Source organism: Serratia sp. 2723 (assembly GCF_050434425.1).
Taxonomy (GTDB): Bacteria; Pseudomonadota; Gammaproteobacteria; order Enterobacterales; family Enterobacteriaceae; genus Chania.
This window is the reverse complement of the sequence record NZ_JBNDIN010000002.1, coordinates 323776-342401: the sequence shown is the minus strand read 5'-3', so window position 1 is coordinate 342401 and position 18626 is coordinate 323776. Positions and strand designations below refer to the sequence as shown.

Below are 18626 nucleotides of genomic sequence, written 5' to 3'. Positions count from 1 at the left end.
ATTAAATTATCCCCCTACAGAAGAGAATACTATGTTTAATCAAGACGATGCTTTTTCTTGTGCCGACGTGCTGCGGACCAGACTACCCGGCTTTCAACCTCGCGCTGCATTGATTTTGGGATCGGGGCTGGGGGCGCTGGCAGACGTAATGACCGACGCCGTGACCATCGACTATACCGAACTACCGGGTTTCCCGGTGAGCGGCGTAGTGGGCCACGCAGGGCAACTGGTGGCGGGTTGGCTGGAAGGCGTGCCGGTGCTGTGCATGAAAGGGCGCGGACATTTCTATGAGGGCCGTGGCATGCAGGTGATGACCACCGCCGTGCGCACCTTCAAACTGCTGGGCTGTGAATTCCTGCTGGCGACCAATGCTGCTGGTTCACTGCGTAAATCGGTCGCCCCGGGTAGCCTGGTGGCGCTGACCGACCACATCAACTTTATGCCGGAATCCCCGCTGGTGGGTGCTAACGACGAGCGTTTTGGTCCACGCTTCTTCAGCCTGGCTAATGCCTACGATCGAGACCTGCGTGCGCAACTGGCGGCGGTAGCGGCCAAGGCCGGTATCCCACTGGCAGAAGGGGTGTTTGCCGCCTACACCGGCCCGAACTTTGAAACCCCGGCCGAGATCCGCATGATGCAGACGCTGGGCTGCGATGTGGTGGGGATGTCGATCGTGCCCGAAGTGCTTTCGGCTCGTCACTGTGGCCTGAAAGTGCTGGTGGTCTCGGCGATGACCAACTATGCCGAAGGGTTATCTGATACGCCACTTTCCCACGAACAAACGCTGAGTTGCGCTGCGCTGGCGGCAGACGACTTTATGCGCCTGATCCGTGAGTTCTTCAAAACGCTGTAATTCTTATTTCCATCCGACTACCCCGCGGCAAGCCCTACCTTGCCGCGTAAATCACAACAATAAGGTGATGGTAATGGCAATAAAAACACGATTGAAGGTGATGATCTTTCTCCAGTTCTTTATCTGGGGCGCCTGGTTGGTGACGTTGGGATCCTACATGATCAACACCCTGCACTTCAGCGGGGCGCAGGTAGGCATGGTGTACAGTTCGAAGGGGCTCGCCGCGCTGATCATGCCAAGTCTGGCGGGGATCATTGCCGATCGCTGGATCAAGGCCAACCGTCTGTATGGCCTGTGTCATCTGCTGGGAGCGGTGGCGTTGTACTACGCTGCACAGGTCGATCAGCCGATGGTGATGTTCTGGGTCATGCTGTTTAACGCGATGGTCTATATGCCCACCATGGCGCTTTCCAACGCTATCTCTTACTTCTGTCTGGAAAAGCACGGTTTTGATACGGTCAAGGATTTCCCGCCGGTGCGGGTTTATGGCACCGTGGGCTTTATTCTGGCGATGTGGCTAATCAGCTTTAGCCGCATTGAATTGAGCAATATGCAACTGTATCTGGCTTCTGCGGTGTCGCTGCTGTTGGCAGTCTACTCCCTGACGCTGCCAAATTGCCCGACCAACAAGGTGAAGCGCTCGCAAAGCTGGGTCAGCATGTTGGGGCTGGATGCGTTTGTGCTGTTCAAGCAAAAGCGCATGGCGGTGTTCTTCCTGTTTGCCATGCTGCTGGGGGCGGCACTGCAAATCACCAATACCTTCGGCAACCCGTTCCTGCACGATTTCTCTCTTGACCCGCTGTATCAGGACAGCCTCAGCGTGCGCTATCCTTCGGTGCTGCTCTCCCTGTCGCAAATCTCTGAGGTGTTTTTCATCCTCACCATCCCGTTCTTCCTGCGGAGATATGGCATCAAGCAGGTGATGCTGATCAGCATGGCGGCCTGGACGTTGCGTTTCCTGTTCCTGGCCTACGGTACGCCTGCCGGGTTCGGCTTCCTACTGCTCTTGCTTTCAATGATCGTTTACGGTTGCGCGTTTGATTTCTTCAATATTTCCGGCGCCATCTTTGTGGAGAAAGAAACCGACCACCGCATTCGTGCCAGCGCTCAGGGGCTGTTTATGACCATGGTCAACGGTGCCGGGGCTTACGTTGGAGCCATTGCCAGCGGCGAGGTTGTGGACTTCTTTACCCACAACGGGGTGAAAGACTGGCAGAGTATCTGGCTGGTGTTTGCCGCCTATACGCTGGTGCTGGGGGTGATTTTTGCCTTGTCTTTCAACTACCAACATCGGCCGGAAGAGATGAACGGCGAGCTGCAGAAAGCGCATTAAAGGTAAACACAGGGGCTGAGTTCAGCCCCTGTGATATCAGGCAGGGAAACGCTGTTGCAGCTGTTGCCAGTCCGGTGCGCCAGCGGCACCACGGCTGGCCACCACACAGGCGGCTACGCGGTTGGCAAGATCGACGGCTTGCACCAGTGGCAGACCCGCGGAAAGCCCGGCTAGCAAACCTGCGCAGTGGGCATCCCCCGCACCGATGGTATCGACGACGTCAACCGGGTAAACGGGCACATGCTGCGGTTCATTGCGGCCATCACAGACCCAGGCACCGTCACGATCCAACCGGCAGATCAGGGTAATGTTATGCGCTGTGGCATAACGTTGTGCGGCGCTGACGGCGTCACCTTCCCCACACAAGATCGCGACTTCGTCACGATTGAGGGTGAGTAAGGTGTGGCTATCGCTAAGCATGGCGAAAAACTCTTCACCTAATTGATCGACGCGCGGGCCGGGATCCAGCAGCCGCCACTGATCGAACGGCAGGCGGGTAAGCCAGTCTCGCAGTGCTTCACCGGGTTCTCCCACCAGTTCATAGCCGTTGGCATACACCACCGTTTCCGGCGTTAGCGGTAGGGTAGCCAGCTGCGCCTTATTCCAATGGGCTTCACAACCGGTCACGGTAACAAAGGTACGTTCACCGTTGGGTTCCACCAATGCCAGACACCAGCCATTATCCATCTGACCATGGCGTAGCAGCACCGGCAGATCCAGCTCCTGCATGGCGGCTTCGATGGCCGCTCCCCAGTCTCCGTTGCCAACCGGCATACCGTTAATCACGGGAACATCCAGGCGGCGTAGCGCACGTGCTACGTTGAAGGCACAACCGCCAATCTGCCGCTCTTGCGGCTGCGCTTCGATATCTTCACCGCTGGCTGGCAGCTTTGGCAGTGTGAGTACTACATCACCCACGGCACCGCCTACCACCAGGATCGGTTTTACTGCGACAAACTCACTCATTGATGTCCTTTGTTACTTGCCAGATACAGGCCATAGGCAATCAGGCTGACCAGGAAGGAAACGAACAGCCCCAGGCTGGAATCAGCGAACAGACCTTTGGCTAATGGGCCATCGATAAACCCGGTTTTGGTCACCAGCAGCCCACACAAGGCGCCGAGGAACCAGCAGAATAATGGCACCTTACGTACGCCGCGGTTCTGGCCGTTCAGGCCGTACAGGGCATTACCGTCGTAACCATGATGACGGCGCACTTTAGCATAATCGAGAATGAAAATGGCTTCCCAGGCGGCAAGGAACACCCCGCAGAACACCAGGAAAGAGATGAATGGCCCCATAAAGTCGCCAGAGACAAACAGCACATAGATGGCGATGCCAAGGATCACCACGGCATCAATGGAGACCGCCAGCGACTGTTTCACCTTCACGCCTAGCGTTAGCAGGTTAAGGCTGGCGGAGTAGAGGCTGAGCACGGCAATGGTGACGATACCGGCTGTCGCGGCCAACAGATAAGGAATGGCCATCCATTTCGGCAGCACCGAGCCGATTAACGCAATCGGGTTGGCGGCGCTGGCCAGATCCGGCAGTTGTACCGAAAGCAGAATGCCGGTGAACATCAGCAGGATCAGGGGCAGGCAGGCCCCTCCTACCACGGCGGCGAAGATGCTTTTGTCTGAAGAGACTGGGCTTTGATAACGGCTGTAATCGGCTCCGGCGATGGCCCAACTGATACCTGTACCGGCGGCGATCACCGAAACGGCGGGCAGGAAGCCGGTCAACCAACTGCCGGAAGGCAGTGACAGCACTTTGCCCCATTCGGTGGTGAAGACGATATACAGCACCACAATCAGCGTCATGGTGCCGAATATCCGGCTGAACCAGCTCTGCATCCAGACTACCGTGTTCTGGCCCAGCAGGCTGACTACGATGGTCAAGCCGCCAAACAGCAACAGGCTGAAAGCGGTAAGGGAGTGGCTTTCACCCAGGCCAGCGGCCTGGAACAGGGCAGCCAGGGTAAGCGTGCCGGTAATGACGTTCACCGCTTCCCAACCCATCAGGTTGATCCAACTGAAGGTGGTGGGGGCGATGTTGCCCTTCAGGCCAAAAATCACCCGCGATAAGGTCAAAGTAGAGGTACGGCCACGTTTCCCGGCGAAGCTGGTGTAACCAACCAAAGCAAAACTGGCTACGCCGACCAATGCGGCCAGGATTGACTGGATAAAGGACAGGCCGAACGCGACGATAATCGCCCCGTAAACCACGCCGAGAATGCCGATGTTGGCGGCAGACCATATCCAGAACAGCTCGAGCGGTTTACCGGTCTGCTCGGCATCCGGTACGCGATCGATCCCCGTGCTTTCTACTTTCCATGTCTCACTGCGGTTGATTTCACTCATGGTGCGATTTATTCCTGTTTGCGCAGCCTGAGGAGAGCGGCCGCGTAGGGCTCAAAATCTATTTGATTGACGCTATTGATCGTGGCAATCCACTCCGCCGGAAAAGCGGCTACGCCGCGCAAGGCTCCGCAGATTGCCGTTGCCATGGCACCAATGGTATCGGTATCGCCACCCAGATTGGCTGCCAGGATCGCACAACGTTGTGGATCGGTGTCTGCCAGCTCAACCAGCGCCAATGCCATCGGGATCGACTCTATGGTGTCCATCCCGGCTCCGACGGTGTGGTAAAGCTCCGCTAATGCTTCACTATCCTGCCGATGGCCCAGGTTGGCAGTGAACTCCAGCGCCCAAACCAGACGGCGACTGAGCGAAGGGCTGAAGGTGGTGATTTGTTGCTGTTGCACCAGCTCCACATGTGCGGGCAGTTCTTGCTTGATGGTGGCCCATTCAGCGCCTTCGATAGCCCGGCTAACGGCCCAGGCAATGGCAAAAGCACCGGCCACGGCGATATCCGATTTGTGGGTCAGGCTGCAAGACTGCCGTACCGCTCCGATAAATGCAGGTAAATCGCCGCTTGGCAGCAGGCAGCCTAACGGAGCTACACGCATGGCTGCGCCATTGGTCACGCCGTTAGCGGCGATCTCTGCTACCGGCGTACCGGCGCGGAACGCCAGCAGCGCGGCTTTGGAGCTGGGGCCGAGGATGTTTTTCTCAAAGGCACCGATCCGTTCCGCCCACCGCATGATATGGTGAGCAATACGTTCCGGCTCGACCCGGCCCTCCGCGGCCAACAGCGCATCCATCAAGGCCACCGCCTGTTGGGTATCATCCGTGTATTCCCCGGCGATAAAGCCGTTTGCTGCACTATTTTCTGCCGGGCCTGGCAGGAAGCTGGTGATCCAACCAAAATAATCACCGACCTGTTGTAATGGCCACAGTTCTGACGGCATCCCCATCGCATCGCCCACGGCTTGCCCATAGAGCGCCCCAAGTATGGCGTGGTGAGGATTTTTTATATTTTTCATTTATATGGGTATTCCCTGGTGTTGGTGCATACCGATGTAAAACATCAGTTCTGCTAATGTTACCTGCAAAATGGATCCAATTAAAGTCCAATGCTTAAAAATGTGACTCCAATCTAAGTCCAATGCAAGCTTGCATGATGTTGTTATCCTGAATGTGACAAATATGGTAAAAAACGAGGCGGTTGAGAAATGCGAACAGATCAGAAGGCGGGCCTGATGAATGATTTTATTGCCTGGTTGCGTCAGCAGTTTTCACAGGCATCGGCGGCACCACGTTACATCCAACTGGCGAATACCCTTGAAATTGCCATCAAGCAGCATGTGCTGGGCGTTGGCGATTTTTTACCGCCGGAACGTATGCTGGCTGAAGCATTGGATTTGTCACGGGTTACCGTCAGTAAGGCGATGAGGCTGCTGGAGGAAAAAGCGCTGGTCTCTCGCCAGCAGGGCATAGGCACGCGAGTGGCAATGCACATCGGTTATTCCCTCAATCAGGATAACGGCTTTACCGCGCAGGTGTTGCGCAGTGGCAGCAGCGTCAGTAACCAATGGTTGTTGCGCACCCGCATGACAGCACCCATAGAGGTAGCCAAAGCGCTGGAACTGGCAAGCGACAGTATCGTGGCCAAGCTTCATCGCCTGCGGTTGGTGGATGGCAATCCGGTGTCGTTGGAAACCACCTATATTCCGACCCGTTTTCTGCCCGATCCCGAAGAGCTGGAACACTCGCTGTATGCCCTATGGAAGTCGCGAGGTATTGTGCCAGAGGGCAGGCATTTTTTATTGAAGGCGGTTGCCAGCAGTGACGAAAACGCCGGCTTGCTCAATGTGCAAAGTGGCACACCGCTGTTACGCATTGTCCAGACCAGCCGCAACGCCCAGGGCGAAGTGCTGGAGTTCTGCGAAACGCTGTGCCGCAGTGATGTGTACGAGTTTGAGGTCAAAAGCTGAGTAATCTGAGAAATAACCATGCTCTTTTGGCGGCGAGTGCGTATAATCGCCGCCCGGCGATAAATTAACCTGCACAAGAGCACCCGAATGAGCACTACCAGCCTGATCCAACCCGAACGTGAATTGTTCTCCTACGAGCCTTATTGGGCCGAATGTTTTGGCCCCGCGCCGTTTTTACCGATGTCGCGTGAGGAGATGGACCAATTGGGCTGGGATAGCTGCGATGTGATCGTGATCAGCGGGGACGCATACGTCGATCACCCAAGCTTTGGCATGGCGATTGTTGGCCGCATGCTGGAAGCTCAGGGCTTCCGCGTGGGGATCATTGCTCAGCCGGACTGGAGTAACAAAGAAGACTTTATGCGTTTGGGTAAACCGAACCTGTTCTTCGGCGTGACCGCTGGCAATATGGACTCGATGATCAACCGTTATACCGCCGATCGTAAGCTGCGTCATGACGATGCCTACACTGCCGGTAACGTGGGTGGCAAACGTCCGGATCGCGCCACGCTGGTCTATAGCCAACGCTGTAGGGAAGCCTATAAAGATGTGCCCGTCATTCTGGGCGGTATCGAAGCCAGCCTGCGTCGCATTGCCCATTATGATTACTGGTCGGATACCGTGCGCCGCTCGGTGCTGGTGGATTCCAAGGCCGATATGCTGATCTACGGCAACGGCGAACGCCCGCTGGTGGAGTTGGCGCATCGCCTGGCGGCGGGTGAAAAAATTCAGGATATCCACGATATCCGTAACACCGCAGTGATGCGTAAAGGGGCCATGCCGGGCTGGAGCGGGGTAGATTCTACTCGTCTGGACAAGCCGGGGCGTATCGAGCCAATCCCTAATCCTTACGGTGAAGATTTACCCTGTGCCGATGGCAGCACGCCAGAGCCAGAGGCCAAGCCGGTCACCGTGCGTGCCGCCAAGCCCAAGCCGTGGGAAAAAACCTACGTGCTGTTGCCTTCCTTCGAGAAGGTGAAGGCGGACAAGGTGCTGTATGCCCACACTTCACGCATCCTGCACCATGAAACCAACCCTGGCTGCGCCCGTGCGTTAATGCAAAAACATGGCGACCGCTACGTGTGGATCAACCCACCGGCGATCCCGCTCACCACACCGGAAATGGACAGCGTGTTTGCCCTGCCTTACCAGCGTGTGCCGCACCCATCTTATGGCGAAGAGCGTATCCCGGCCTACGACATGATCCGCTTCTCGGTGAATATCATGCGCGGCTGCTACGGTGGCTGTTCGTTCTGCTCAATCACCGAGCATGAAGGACGCATTATCCAGAGCCGTTCGGAAGATTCGATCGTGCGTGAAATCGAAGAGATCCGCGACAAGGTGCCAGGCTTTACCGGGGTGATCTCCGATCTGGGTGGCCCAACGGCCAACATGTATATGCTGCGCTGCACCAACCCGCGTGCCGAGCAAACCTGCCGCCGTGCCTCCTGTGTGTATCCGGAAATCTGTACCTATATGGATACCAACCATGAGCCGACCATCAAGCTTTACCGCCGCGCCCGTGAGCTGGAAGGGATCAAGAAGATCCTGATCGCCTCCGGGGTGCGTTACGATCTGGCCGTTGAAGATCCGCGCTATATCAAGGAGCTGGCGACCCATCACGTGGGTGGCTATCTGAAGATCGCACCTGAGCATACCGAAACCGGGCCATTGTCCAAGATGATGAAGCCGGGGATGGGCAGCTACGATCGCTTCAAGCAACTGTTCGATCAGTATTCCAAGCAGGCGGGTAAAGAGCAGTATCTGATCCCTTATTTCATTTCCTCGCATCCGGGCACCCGCGATGAGGATATGGTGAATCTGGCGCTGTGGCTGAAGAAAAACCGCTTCCGTCTCGATCAGGTACAGAACTTCTACCCGTCGCCAATGGCGAACTCCACCACCATGTATTACAGCGGCAAGAACCCGTTGGGTAAGGTGGGGTATAAGAGCGAAGACGTGTTTATTCCGAAGGGCGATCGCCAGCGCCGCCTGCATAAGGCGCTGTTGCGTTATCACGATCCGCTCAACTGGCCGCTGATCCGCACCGCGTTGGAAGAGATGGGAATGAAGCACCTGATTGGTGGTCGTCGCGAATGTCTGGTGCCAGCACCGAGCATTGACGAACAGCGCGAGGCCAAGCGCCTACAGCGGCATACCCGCCCGGCGTTGACCAAGCACACGGACATTACCCGCCAGCGCACGCCGTCCAACAAGCCATCGCGCAAGCCTATCCGCAACGGTAAGGCCTGATAGAGCAGGGAGCCCAAGTGGCTCCCTCGTACTAGCCCTCTCCCTGAGGGCATAGCTTTCTATACATCACTCTATACATCACTTAAAAACTTTCAATAGCCGCTGGATCCAGAATCGTGATTTATCCCCTTATGGGGATATACTTATCATTATCCCTTTGTGAGGATATTTATTCCTTTATCCTCATTAGAGGATATACTGATAATTATCCTTTAGTGCGGATACCTAGGAGGTCAGTGTGATGAGTCCACCAAAAATTTATAGCCCGGCCCAACTGGCAAACTATCTAAAACTAGTGCGGCAGAGAAACCATTGGACGCAAAGCGATCTTGCCGGTCGGATCGGTATTAAGCAGGCAACCATTTCCAACTTCGAAAACAACCCCGAAAAAACAACGCTAACTACGCTGTTTAAAATATTGCAATCACTTGAAATGTCTATGGTTGTATGCGAAAAAAATGATATGACAGCCGTCTGTGATAAGGAAAATCAACAGGAGCTTGACTGGTAATGGCAACGCTTATTACGTGGATGAACAACGAACTAGTCGGTGAGTTGACGAAGCAGACAACCGGTGCGCATACGTTCAGATATGATGATAGTTGGATGCGCAATCCGCGCGCTAGGCCTCTTTCTCTATCTCTGCCTTTAGAGGTAGGCAACATCACATCTGATGCGGTGATTAACTACTTTGATAACCTGTTGCCGGACAGCCCAAAGGTTCGGGAGCGAATTGTTAAAAGGTATCACGCCAAATCGACACAACCCTTTGATCTTCTTGCCGAGATAGGGAGAGATAGTGTGGGAGCTGTGACGTTACTTCCGCCAGGGAAAACTGTCACCGAACTGACATTAACATGGCAGCCACTGGATAAAATCCGACTGGAAACGTTACTCACCGCATACCAATCAGATATTCCGCTTGGCATGATTAATGAAGAAGACGATTTCAGAATATCGGTTGCAGGTGCCCAGGAAAAGACGGCGCTGCTGAAGATTAATGAGGATTGGTGTCTCCCGAGTGGAATGACGCCAACTACCCACATCATTAAGCTGCCGATAGGCGAAATAAAACAGCCTAATGCCACGCTGGATCTGCGTGAGAGTGTTGATAATGAATATTTATGTCTGGCATTAGCACGTGAACTTGGATTTGCTGTGCCTGATACCGAGATCATCAGGACTGAGACCATCAGGGCTCTGGCAGTTGAACGGTTTGATCGTCGCTGGGTGAAGAACAGAACCGAGTTGCTTCGCTTGCCGCAAGAAGATCTCTGCCAAGTTTTCGGTCTGCCCTCATCAGTGAAGTATGAATCAGACGGGGGGCCAGGAATTGCCAAGATCATGGATTTTTTGCTTGGTTCCAGCACCGCGTTAAAAGACCGATATGACTTTATGAAATTTCAGGTTTTTCAATGGCTGCTTGGTGCAACGGATGGGCATGCGAAAAATTTCTCCATTTTTATTCAGGCAGGCGGTAGCTTTAGATTAACTCCCTTCTACGACATTATTTCTGCCTTTCCCGTGCTCGGTGGGCAAGGTTTACATATGAGCGATCTTAAGTTGGCAATGAGCCTGAAAGCCAGCAAGGGAAGGAAAAACGAGATTGGCAAGATCTATCCCCGTCACTTTGTGGCGACAGCAAAGGAGGTGAATTTCCCCGCAGAGCAAATGATGGAGATCCTGCATTATTTCGCGGAGAACGTTCCGAGAGCCATCGATGCGGTAACAAAAACTTTACCTGGCGATTTTTCAACCCATGTCTACCGCTCCATCGTGTCAAATTTGCAGAAATTCCACGGTAGGTTATCAGGGATAGCCTGAGTATTCTGGCTACAAACGGTTATACGCCGCCTCGACCTTCAGCATATAACGCGGTGCCTGCGGTGAGGGATGGTACTGGCGCACATGCCAGTGAAAGGCTTCCGGTGACAGGCTGTTGATCATTCTGATGGCTTTTTGGCGATCGCTGGAGAAGGTACGTAGCAAGGCTCCTGCGCCGTTGGCATAGGCCACCTCAGTGGCATAGCGGCGGGTCACCGGATCGTCAATCCACTTCAGTTGCTGCTGTTGCAGCGCCCCGATATAGGCCGCCCCCAGATCGATATTGGTTTCTGGATCCAACAGATCGTCATCATCCGGGCAGCCGCGTTTGCCTTTAAAACGGTAGGCATCACAACCGGCGGTATTCGCCTTGAGCTGCATCAGGCCGATGGCGTTGGAGGGGCTGACAGCTTTTGGGTTAAAGCCAGACTCTACCTGGATAATGGCGGCGATCAGTTTTTCATCAACATCATACTCGTCGGCCGCGTCTTCGATTTCATCGTCATAGGCGTGAGGATCGTGGCTGGTACGTTGGTGCTTGCTGGAACAGCCCGCCAGCACCAACAGCATTAACACCATGGTCAGGCGCGGCAAAGATGAGAAAGAGAAAGTCATGAAACTCCAAGCTGCTGTGATCGGATCGCTGCGCCATATCATAGCGCCAGCGACCGATAAGATCTTGGGTTAAAAGCCAATTAACGCGATCATAACCTGAGGCTACCAACAATAAGGCAACGGGGCCGACAGTGCGGCCCCGTTATGTTTACAGAGAGTCCGGATCTGGCCCCAGGCGGTTGCCGATATCCAGCTTGGTGATTTCGCCCAGTTCGTCCTTATCCAGTTTGAAATCAAACACCTCAAAGTTTTCGCGAATGCGTGCTGGCGTAACCGATTTCGGGATCACGATCAGGCCGCTGTCCAGATGCCAGCGCACGACGATCTGTGCAGGCGTCTTGTTGTACTTCTCCGCCAGCTTCTTGATCAGGGGTTGATCAAAGACGCCTTCACCCCCTTGCGCCAACGGGCTCCAGGATTCGGTGGCGATATGGTGGGTGGCATTCCAGGCGCGCAGCTGGCGCTGTTGCAGCAGCGGGTGCAGTTCTATCTGGTTGATCACCGGCGCGACGCTGGTTTCATCCAGCAGGCGTTGTAGATGTGGCGTGTGGAAGTTACAGACGCCGATGCTTTTCACCAGCCCTTGCTCACGCAGTTTGATCAAGCCGCGCCAGGCTTCGACATACCGATCCTGTGCCGGTTTCGGCCAGTGGATCAGGTAGAGATCGACGTAATCCAGCTTCAGCTTTTTCAGGCTGGTTTCCAGCGCTGCCTGCGGATTGCCCTGATCGTCGTTCCACAGCTTGGTGGTGATAAATAGCTCTTCACGTGGGATCGAGGTAGCTTGCAGCGCGGCACCCACCCCTTCCTCGTTTTTGTAAATCGCGGCGGTATCGATGGAGCGATAGCCGACTTCCAGCGCCTTGGTGACGGCCTGCGTGGTTTCTTCAATGCTGGCTTGCCATACGCCGAGTCCCAACTGCGGCATCAGATTACCATCGTGGAGTTTGATGATGGGTTGCATGCGCTATCTCCTTATGACTGCTTTCAGGCCAAAGCCTGCTTACATGAATTTTAGTTCGCCACCTCAGCGCTTGCCGAGTTTGCGACCTCAAGCGTGCATATCCAGTACGATACGGTAACGGGCCTTGCCCGCTTCCAGATGCGCGATGGCATCGTTGACCTTGCTCAGTGGGAAATGCTCCACCTGCGGCTCAATGCCATGCCGGGCGCAGAACGCCAGCATGTCGGCAAGGCGTGAAGGAGCACCGGTAGGTGAAGCGGAAAGTTCAGCCTGTTTGCTGATAAACGAAAACACCTGAACCGGCACTGGGTCAGGGATCGCGCCAACGAAGTGCAGGCGGCCTTTCGGGGCCAGGGTGCCGATGAAGGCGTCCCAATCTAAAGAGGCGCTGGCGGTGACCAGAATAAAGTCGAGTTGATTGGCAATGGCCTGTAATGCGGCACTGTCATTGCTGGCCACTACGCGGTGAGCTCCCAACGAAAGCGCTTCGTCACGTTTGCTGTTGGACGAGGTGAAGGCGGTGACTTCACTGCCCCAGGCATGCATAAAGCGGATCGCCATGTGGCCCAGGCCGCCAATACCGACCACGCCAACGCGCTGTGTCGGGCGGACATCGTATTGCAATAGTGGGTTGAACACTGTGATCCCACCGCAGAACAGCGGCCCGGCGCTGGTCACGTCAACGCCTTCCGGCAATGGGATCGCCCAGGCCCAGTGGCTGCGGATGCGATCGGCAAAACCACCGTGACGACCAATAATGGTAGGTTGTACCTCGTTGCACAGATGCTGATCCCCAGACATACAGGGGTGACAGTGCATACAGCTGCCGCGATTCCAGCCAACGCCTACCACCTGGCCAACCTTCAGCCCTTTGTTCTGCGCATGGGCACCCAGCTTGGTGACTTTTCCCACCACCTCATGGCCGGGCACGAACGGGTAGTGGGTCATGCCCCATTCATTGTTCAGCATGGAGAGGTCGGAGTGGCAGACGCCACAGTAATCGATAGCAACTTCAATTTCATCGTCGCCTAATGCACCGGCGTCGAAGGTAAAAGGTTCAAGCGGCTGTCCCTTGCCCGGCGCGGCCCAGGCACGAATGCTATTGTCAGATACGGAGCTGGATTGGTTCGCCATAAAATTCTCCCATGGGTTAACGAGACGATGTTATGCGACGCGATCGAAAGCGCGGACAAGGCGCACAACCGTGCCCGATGATCGGTCGGGCACGGTAAGTAGAAACTAAAGCCTAGCAGGAAACTGTGATGTTGCGATGAAATCGTGTGCCAGCAATTAGCGTGCCGCTTGATAAATGCGTTGGCTGACTTCCAGCGTAATGTCCCCATGCTCGCCCAGTGCGGTCATGCCGTGCTGGTGCAATTTGTCGAGCAGCGCAGGAATGGAGCTACCGTCGAGTTGATAATCAGACAGGCGGGTTGGCACGCCCATTTGCTCAAAGAAGGCACGGGTGGCGGTAATCGCGCCGTCGATACGGCTTTCTTCGGAACCCTCACGCAGGCCCCAGACGCGATCGGCGTACTGCAGCAGTTTTTCGCGTTTCTGGGCTTTTTTCTCTACCAGCAAGGCAGGCAGGACGACGGCCAGGGTTTGCGCATGATCCAGGCCGTGCATGGCGGTCAGTTCATGGCCGAGCATATGCGTTGCCCAGTCTTGCGGCACACCGGCACCGATCAGGCCGTTCAGCGCCATGGTGGCACTCCACATCACGTTGGCACGTACCGCATAGTTTTCCGGTTCGGCCAGCGCACGTGGGCCATCTTCGAGCAACGTTAACAGCAGGCCTTCGGCAAAGCGATCCTGCACCTTGGCATCGACCGGGTAAGTCAGGTACTGCTCAATGGTGTGGACAAAGGCGTCCACTATGCCGTTGGCGATTTGGCGTGGAGGCAACGAATAGGTCACCACCGGATCGAGCACGGCGAACAGAGGCTGCACCAGCGGGGAGAAGAAGTGCTGTTTGTCGCCGCTGCTTTTACGGGTGATCACCGCGCCGCTGTTGGACTCGGAGCCGGTCGCTGGCAAGGTCAGCACACAGCCCATCGGTACTGCGCTGACGATCTCGCTGCCCACGGTTTTCAGGATATGCCAAGGATCGCGATCGGCCTGGTAGTCGGCCGCCGCCGCGATGAATTTGGTGCCATCAACCACCGAGCCGCCGCCGACCGCCAGCAGGAAGTCGATCTTTTCTGCCCGCACGATTTCTACCGCTTTCATCAGGGTTTCATAAGTCGGGTTAGGCTCGATACCGGAGAACTCCTGCACGTTACGGCCAGCCAGCGCAGCATAGACCTGATCCAGCACGCCGTTGTTCTTCACGCTGCCACCGCCGTAGGTGATCAGGATGCGGGCGTCTGCCGGGATTTGTTTGCCTAATTCGGCAATCTGGCCTTTACCGAACAGGATTTTGGTTGGGGTATGGAGGATGAAGTTTTGCATTATCGTATTCTCTTTTCGTGTCAGGGAAGCGCCAGCGGCGCAAAATAACTGGAGTCTATTGTCGGTAACCTGGCCCGATCGCACAATGCACATTCCTGTCGGTGTCTTGCCTATTTCTACACTACACTGTAGAAAATGCATGTTTATGGTTATTATCCGTGTCGAATTATTCAGGCGATTAGAGGGGCTTGCTGATGGAGAACGTTGAACTACGTAGCCGTATGGCGCGCCAGGCGATGCGCTTTGCCGCCGCCAAAGGCTATAGCCCAACGCCCGTACCTATGGTGAAGGTGTTGTATAGCGATGAGTATTACCCGCGTCAGCCGGTGATGTATGAGCCTGGCATCGTCATCATCTTTCAGGGCCACAAGGTGGGCTACTGTGGCAGCAAGGTGTTTCAGTACGATCCGCGCAATTACCTGCTGATGACGGTATCACTACCGTTTGAGTGTGAAACCTTTGCCAGCCCGGAACAGCCGCTGGTGGGGCTGGCGGTCAATATTGACACCCAGATGCTACAGGATCTGCTGATCGATATCGGTGATGATGATTATCTGATGCAACCCAGGGGGGAAAGTTGCGGCGTTAACCTCTCAGTGCTTAGCGATGAAATGTTATGCGCCACCGAACGCCTGTTGGACGTGATGGAGAAACCGCTGGATGCTCGGGTGCTGGGGCCACAGATCGTGCGTGAGCTGCTTTATTACGTGCTGCGTGGCAGTTGCGGTGCTTCGTTGCAGGAACTGGTTAACCGGCATACCCATTTCAGCCAGATCGCCAAGGCGTTACGGCGGATTGAGAATCAATATGCCGAGAACCTCAACGTCGAACAGTTGGCGTACGAAGTGAACATGAGCGTGTCGGCGTTTCACCATAACTTCAAGGCGGTGACCAACACCTCGCCGCTGCAGTATGTGAAGTCGTATCGCCTGCACAAGGCGCGTTTGCTGATGGTGCATGACGGCCTGAAGGCCAGCACGGCGGCGATCCGCGTGGGCTACGAGAGTGCTTCGCAGTTCAGCCGCGAGTTTAAGCGGCTGTTTGGCATTACGCCGAGCGATGAGATCGCCCGGCTGCGGGACAATAGCGCCATCATGCAAGGTTAACGCGTCAGTACGATTTTGCCGAACGGGCCGCGATCGAGGTGATCGAGCGCCGCGGGTAGCTGATCGAAACGGTAACGCTGGTCGATGACAGGCTTGATGCCGTTGGCGTCGACGGCGCGTACCAAATCTTCCAATGCGCGGCGGTGGCCTACACCGATGCCCTGGATCTGCGGCGATTTCAGCAGCAATAGGCTAGCTGGAATGGCAATATCAAAACCCTCCAGCACGCCAATGACCGAGATACGGCCATGTATCGCCACGGCGCGTAGTGAATTGGCCAGATTGCTGCCGCCAACGGTTTCGACAATATGATCGATACCGCGATCTTGAGTCAGTTGATAGATCGACTCCACCCAATCCTCTCCCAGGCGGTGAATGCCGTGATCGGCCCCTAACGCCTTGGCACGTAGCAGCTTCTCTTCGCTGCCGGAGGTGACAAAGACCTGTGCTCCGTGGGCTTTGGCAATCTGTAGCGCGAATAAGGCAACGCCACCGGTGCCTTGTACCAATACCGATTCCCCGGCACGCAAATGCCCGCGTTCTACCAAGGCAAACCAGGCCGTCAGCCCAGCGCAGGGTAAGGTACTGGCTTCGGCATCGTCTAGCGTGCCGGGAGCTGCGCTCAGCCAGTTTTCATCGACCACCACGTATTCGGCCAGCATCCCTTGATAGGTACCGCCTGATGCACGATAAGGCGGAATGCGGGCATCACCGTCAGGTTTACCGTCGATCCAGTCTGGGCTAAAGGTAGAGATCACCCGATCGCCAGGGCGAAAACGCGTGCTGCCGCCTCCCACCGCGTCTACCACGCCAGCCATATCCGAGGCTGGGGTAAACGGCAGCGGCAGATCCAACGGCATGGTGCCTTCTATCACCATTTTATCGCGGTAATTCAGCGCCACGGCGTTCACTTTCACCCGAATCTGATGTGGGCCGGGCTGTGGAATGGCGCTCTCGGTTAATTGCAGATGTTCACGCCCTACGGCGTTCATCGTCCAGCGTTGCATGGTTTCGGTCATGAGGTGCTCCTGATGGGTTGAAGATATTCACAGATAATAGCGTTGATTTAAAATCACCAGTGGCGATAAAATTTCACAAGATTGTTTCCTAAAAGGCTACAAGTGATGAGTGACCGATTAAGCGGCATTTCGGTATTGGTCAGCGTGGTGGAGGCGGGCAGTTTTGCGCTGGCGGCCAACAGGTTGCATCTCTCCCGCTCGGCGGTGGGCAAAACTATCGCCCGGTTGGAGCAACGGTTGGGCGTACGCCTGTTTCACCGCACCACCCGCAGCCTGAACCTGACTGACGATGGCGCGCTGTTCTATGAGCGTTGTTTACGGGCGTTGGAAGAGATCCGCGTCGCAGAGAACCTGCTGGAAAGCGGTAAGCGGCAGGTCAGTGGCCGGTTACGGGTCTCGATGCCAGTGCTGATTGGCCGCCTGTGTATCGCGCCGGTGCTTACCGCATTGTCGCGTGAGCATCCAGGATTGGAACTCGATCTGTCATTCAGCGATCGGGTGGTGGATTTGGTCGAGGAAGGATTCGATCTTGCGGTGCGTAACGGCCCATTGCCGGACAGCGCCGGGTTGGTGGCGAGAAGGCTAGGGGATAACCGCATGACCCTGTGTGCCTCGCCGGATTATCTGGCTCGCTGTAGTACGCCAGGAAGCGTTGAGGAACTACCTCTGCACGATGCCATCGCTTATCGCCACGCCGCAATGACACGTAGCTGGTTGATCCCGCAGGCAGACGGAACAACGCGAGAAGTGATGCCGAAGCCCCGCTTGTTGATGGACGATCTGCAGGCGATTGCCGACGCGGCGGTGGCCGGGTTTGGCATCGCCTGGCTACCATGTTGGTTAATCCGTGATGCCTTGCAAGAAGGCCGATTGCAGCAGGTGTTGGGGGACGTACCGGGGAAAGATTTTGAGGTGCATGCCGTCTGGCCGCTCACGCCACATTTACCCTTGAAAGTACGGCTGGCGGTGGATGCGCTGGTCAGCCACCTGCCCGCCAGGATGACGCTATAGTCGCGCCACCCGGTTCAGGAGGCGCGTTTTTTCCGCCAAACGACCAGCATCACGCCCAGCAGCCCAACGACCAACAGCACCATTGGCAGGATCATCAGCCCCGCCATCACCTGATCTTCGTGGCGTTTAACCAGCGGGATTTGGCTAAAGGCATAGCCCAGCGTGACCACCGAACTTACCCACAGCAAGCCGCTGAGCCAGTTAAAAATTTGAAAACGGGCACTATTGAGGCCCGAGATACCGGCCATGGTAGGCAACAGGGTGCGTACAAACGCCAGGAAACGGCCAATCAGCAGAGCGACCAGGCCGTGGCGGTTAAACAGCATGTACGCGCGTTGGTGGTATTGGGCCGGTAGCTGTAACAACCAGCCTTTCACCACCGAGGTATGGCCAAGCCATCGCCCTTGCAGATAGCTGAGCCAACAGCCAAGGCTGGCGGCGACCGTCAGAATAATCAGCGTGGGGATAAAGTTCATCACGCCTTTGGCGATCAAGGCACCGGCCAACAGCAGTAAGCTATCTCCAGGCAGGAAGGAGGCGGGCAACAAACCGTTTTCCAAAAACAAGGTGGTAAAAAGGACGGCATAAACCACCCAAATCACGCTGGGATCGGCAAGTGCAGTAAAGTCTTGCGTCCACAGTGCGTGAACAATCTCTCTTAATACATCCATTCTTTATCCTGGGGTGCCTGGGCTGACTTTCTATAGGCTACCGTGCTGTTATAGCCATGCTCGCCGGTAAATTTAGGCCACACACGGCAGTGAGGCCCTAGAGCACCATGTAGTGTACCGCTATTAGCTTAAGCGGACATTAAACAGAGCATGGAAAATGTGGCAAAGGCTGTAAAACTCGGAAAAA

The 18626-nt window shown here is 55.6% G+C and carries 17 protein-coding genes; 8 read left to right on the top strand and 9 right to left on the bottom strand.

The features are described from left to right. Positions 1–31 precede the first annotated feature (31 nt). Positions 32–853: a xanthosine phosphorylase gene (gene xapA, locus ABIE29_RS04220; protein WP_024529143.1), complete on the top strand. Its 822-nt coding sequence runs from the start codon at positions 32–34 to the stop codon at positions 851–853. 73 nt (positions 854–926) lie between these two features. Further along, complete coding sequence (locus ABIE29_RS04215; protein WP_429616971.1) at positions 927–2186, top strand: nucleoside permease; 1260 nt, start codon at positions 927–929, stop codon at positions 2184–2186. Positions 2187–2222: 36 nt separating this feature from the next. Here the strand turns inward: ABIE29_RS04215 and ABIE29_RS04210 are convergent, their stop codons facing one another. Genes ABIE29_RS04210 through ABIE29_RS04200 form a run of 3 tightly spaced genes read right to left on the bottom strand, consistent with a single transcriptional unit; the run spans position 2223 to position 5571 of the window. Next, on the bottom strand, positions 2223–3152 hold the full coding sequence (locus tag ABIE29_RS04210) for a PfkB family carbohydrate kinase (RefSeq protein ID WP_429616970.1): 930 nt from the start codon (positions 3150–3152) through the stop codon (positions 2223–2225). Then, a complete protein-coding gene (locus ABIE29_RS04205) occupies positions 3149–4546 on the bottom strand; it encodes a purine-cytosine permease family protein (protein WP_429616969.1) in 1398 nt (465 codons plus the stop codon). Before ABIE29_RS04205 ends, ABIE29_RS04210 begins: the two co-directional genes overlap by 4 nt. Before the next feature lie 8 nt (positions 4547–4554). Beyond that, a complete protein-coding gene (locus ABIE29_RS04200) occupies positions 4555–5571 on the bottom strand; it encodes an ADP-ribosylglycohydrolase family protein (protein WP_429616968.1) in 1017 nt (338 codons plus the stop codon). 216 nt (positions 5572–5787) lie between these two features. Between ABIE29_RS04200 and ABIE29_RS04195 the strand changes: the two genes are divergently transcribed. The 4 genes from ABIE29_RS04195 to ABIE29_RS04180 all read left to right on the top strand — a co-directional run bounded on the left by ABIE29_RS04195 (position 5788) and on the right by ABIE29_RS04180 (position 10599). Next, positions 5788–6522, top strand: a complete 735-nt coding sequence (locus ABIE29_RS04195) for a GntR family transcriptional regulator (protein WP_429616967.1) — start codon at positions 5788–5790, stop codon at positions 6520–6522. Between the two features lie 87 nt (positions 6523–6609). Further along, on the top strand, positions 6610–8775 hold the full coding sequence (locus ABIE29_RS04190) for a YgiQ family radical SAM protein (RefSeq protein ID WP_422527696.1): 2166 nt from the start codon (positions 6610–6612) through the stop codon (positions 8773–8775). Positions 8776–9013: 238 nt separating this feature from the next. After that, positions 9014–9286 carry a type II toxin-antitoxin system antitoxin HipB gene (gene hipB / locus ABIE29_RS04185; protein ID WP_024529137.1) on the top strand — a complete coding sequence of 91 codons (273 nt, stop codon included), beginning with the start codon at positions 9014–9016 and terminating at the stop codon, positions 9284–9286. After that, positions 9286–10599 carry a type II toxin-antitoxin system HipA family toxin gene (locus tag ABIE29_RS04180; protein WP_429616966.1) on the top strand — a complete coding sequence of 438 codons (1314 nt, stop codon included), beginning with the start codon at positions 9286–9288 and terminating at the stop codon, positions 10597–10599. Before hipB ends, ABIE29_RS04180 begins: the two co-directional genes overlap by 1 nt. Before the next feature lie 9 nt (positions 10600–10608). Here ABIE29_RS04180 and ABIE29_RS04175 read toward each other — a convergent pair whose 3' ends face one another. The 4 genes from ABIE29_RS04175 to yqhD all read right to left on the bottom strand — a co-directional run bounded on the left by ABIE29_RS04175 (position 10609) and on the right by yqhD (position 14632). After that, positions 10609–11214 (bottom strand): transglycosylase SLT domain-containing protein, encoded by a 606-nt coding sequence (locus ABIE29_RS04175; protein WP_429616965.1) that lies wholly within the window; start codon positions 11212–11214, stop codon positions 10609–10611. Between the two features lie 148 nt (positions 11215–11362). After that, positions 11363–12178 (bottom strand): 2,5-didehydrogluconate reductase DkgA, encoded by an 816-nt coding sequence (dkgA, locus tag ABIE29_RS04170; RefSeq protein ID WP_429616964.1) that lies wholly within the window; start codon positions 12176–12178, stop codon positions 11363–11365. Positions 12179–12265: 87 nt separating this feature from the next. After that, entirely contained in the window at positions 12266–13312 is a 1047-nt protein-coding gene (ahr, locus tag ABIE29_RS04165; RefSeq protein ID WP_429616963.1) for an NADPH-dependent aldehyde reductase Ahr, read from the bottom strand. 156 nt (positions 13313–13468) lie between these two features. Then, positions 13469–14632 carry an alcohol dehydrogenase gene (yqhD, locus tag ABIE29_RS04160; protein ID WP_429616962.1) on the bottom strand — a complete coding sequence of 388 codons (1164 nt, stop codon included), beginning with the start codon at positions 14630–14632 and terminating at the stop codon, positions 13469–13471. A 221-nt stretch (positions 14633–14853) separates the two neighbouring features. Here yqhD and ABIE29_RS04155 point away from each other — a divergent pair, with 221 nt between their 5' ends. Continuing rightward, positions 14854–15738, top strand: a complete 885-nt coding sequence (locus tag ABIE29_RS04155; protein WP_235166928.1) for an AraC family transcriptional regulator — start codon at positions 14854–14856, stop codon at positions 15736–15738. On the opposite strand, the gene ABIE29_RS04150 is transcribed toward ABIE29_RS04155, so the two are convergent. Continuing rightward, positions 15735–16757 carry a zinc-dependent alcohol dehydrogenase family protein gene (locus tag ABIE29_RS04150; RefSeq protein WP_429616961.1) on the bottom strand — a complete coding sequence of 341 codons (1023 nt, stop codon included), beginning with the start codon at positions 16755–16757 and terminating at the stop codon, positions 15735–15737. The genes ABIE29_RS04155 and ABIE29_RS04150 overlap by 4 nt on opposite strands. Positions 16758–16862: 105 nt before the next feature. On the opposite strand from ABIE29_RS04150, the gene ABIE29_RS04145 reads away from it, so the two are divergent. Next, on the top strand, positions 16863–17768 hold the full coding sequence (locus tag ABIE29_RS04145; protein WP_429616960.1) for a LysR substrate-binding domain-containing protein: 906 nt from the start codon (positions 16863–16865) through the stop codon (positions 17766–17768). A 14-nt stretch (positions 17769–17782) separates the two neighbouring features. Here ABIE29_RS04145 and ABIE29_RS04140 read toward each other — a convergent pair whose 3' ends face one another. Further along, positions 17783–18439 (bottom strand): DedA family protein, encoded by a 657-nt coding sequence (locus ABIE29_RS04140; protein WP_429616959.1) that lies wholly within the window; start codon positions 18437–18439, stop codon positions 17783–17785. Between the last annotated feature and the right edge of the window lie 187 nt (positions 18440–18626).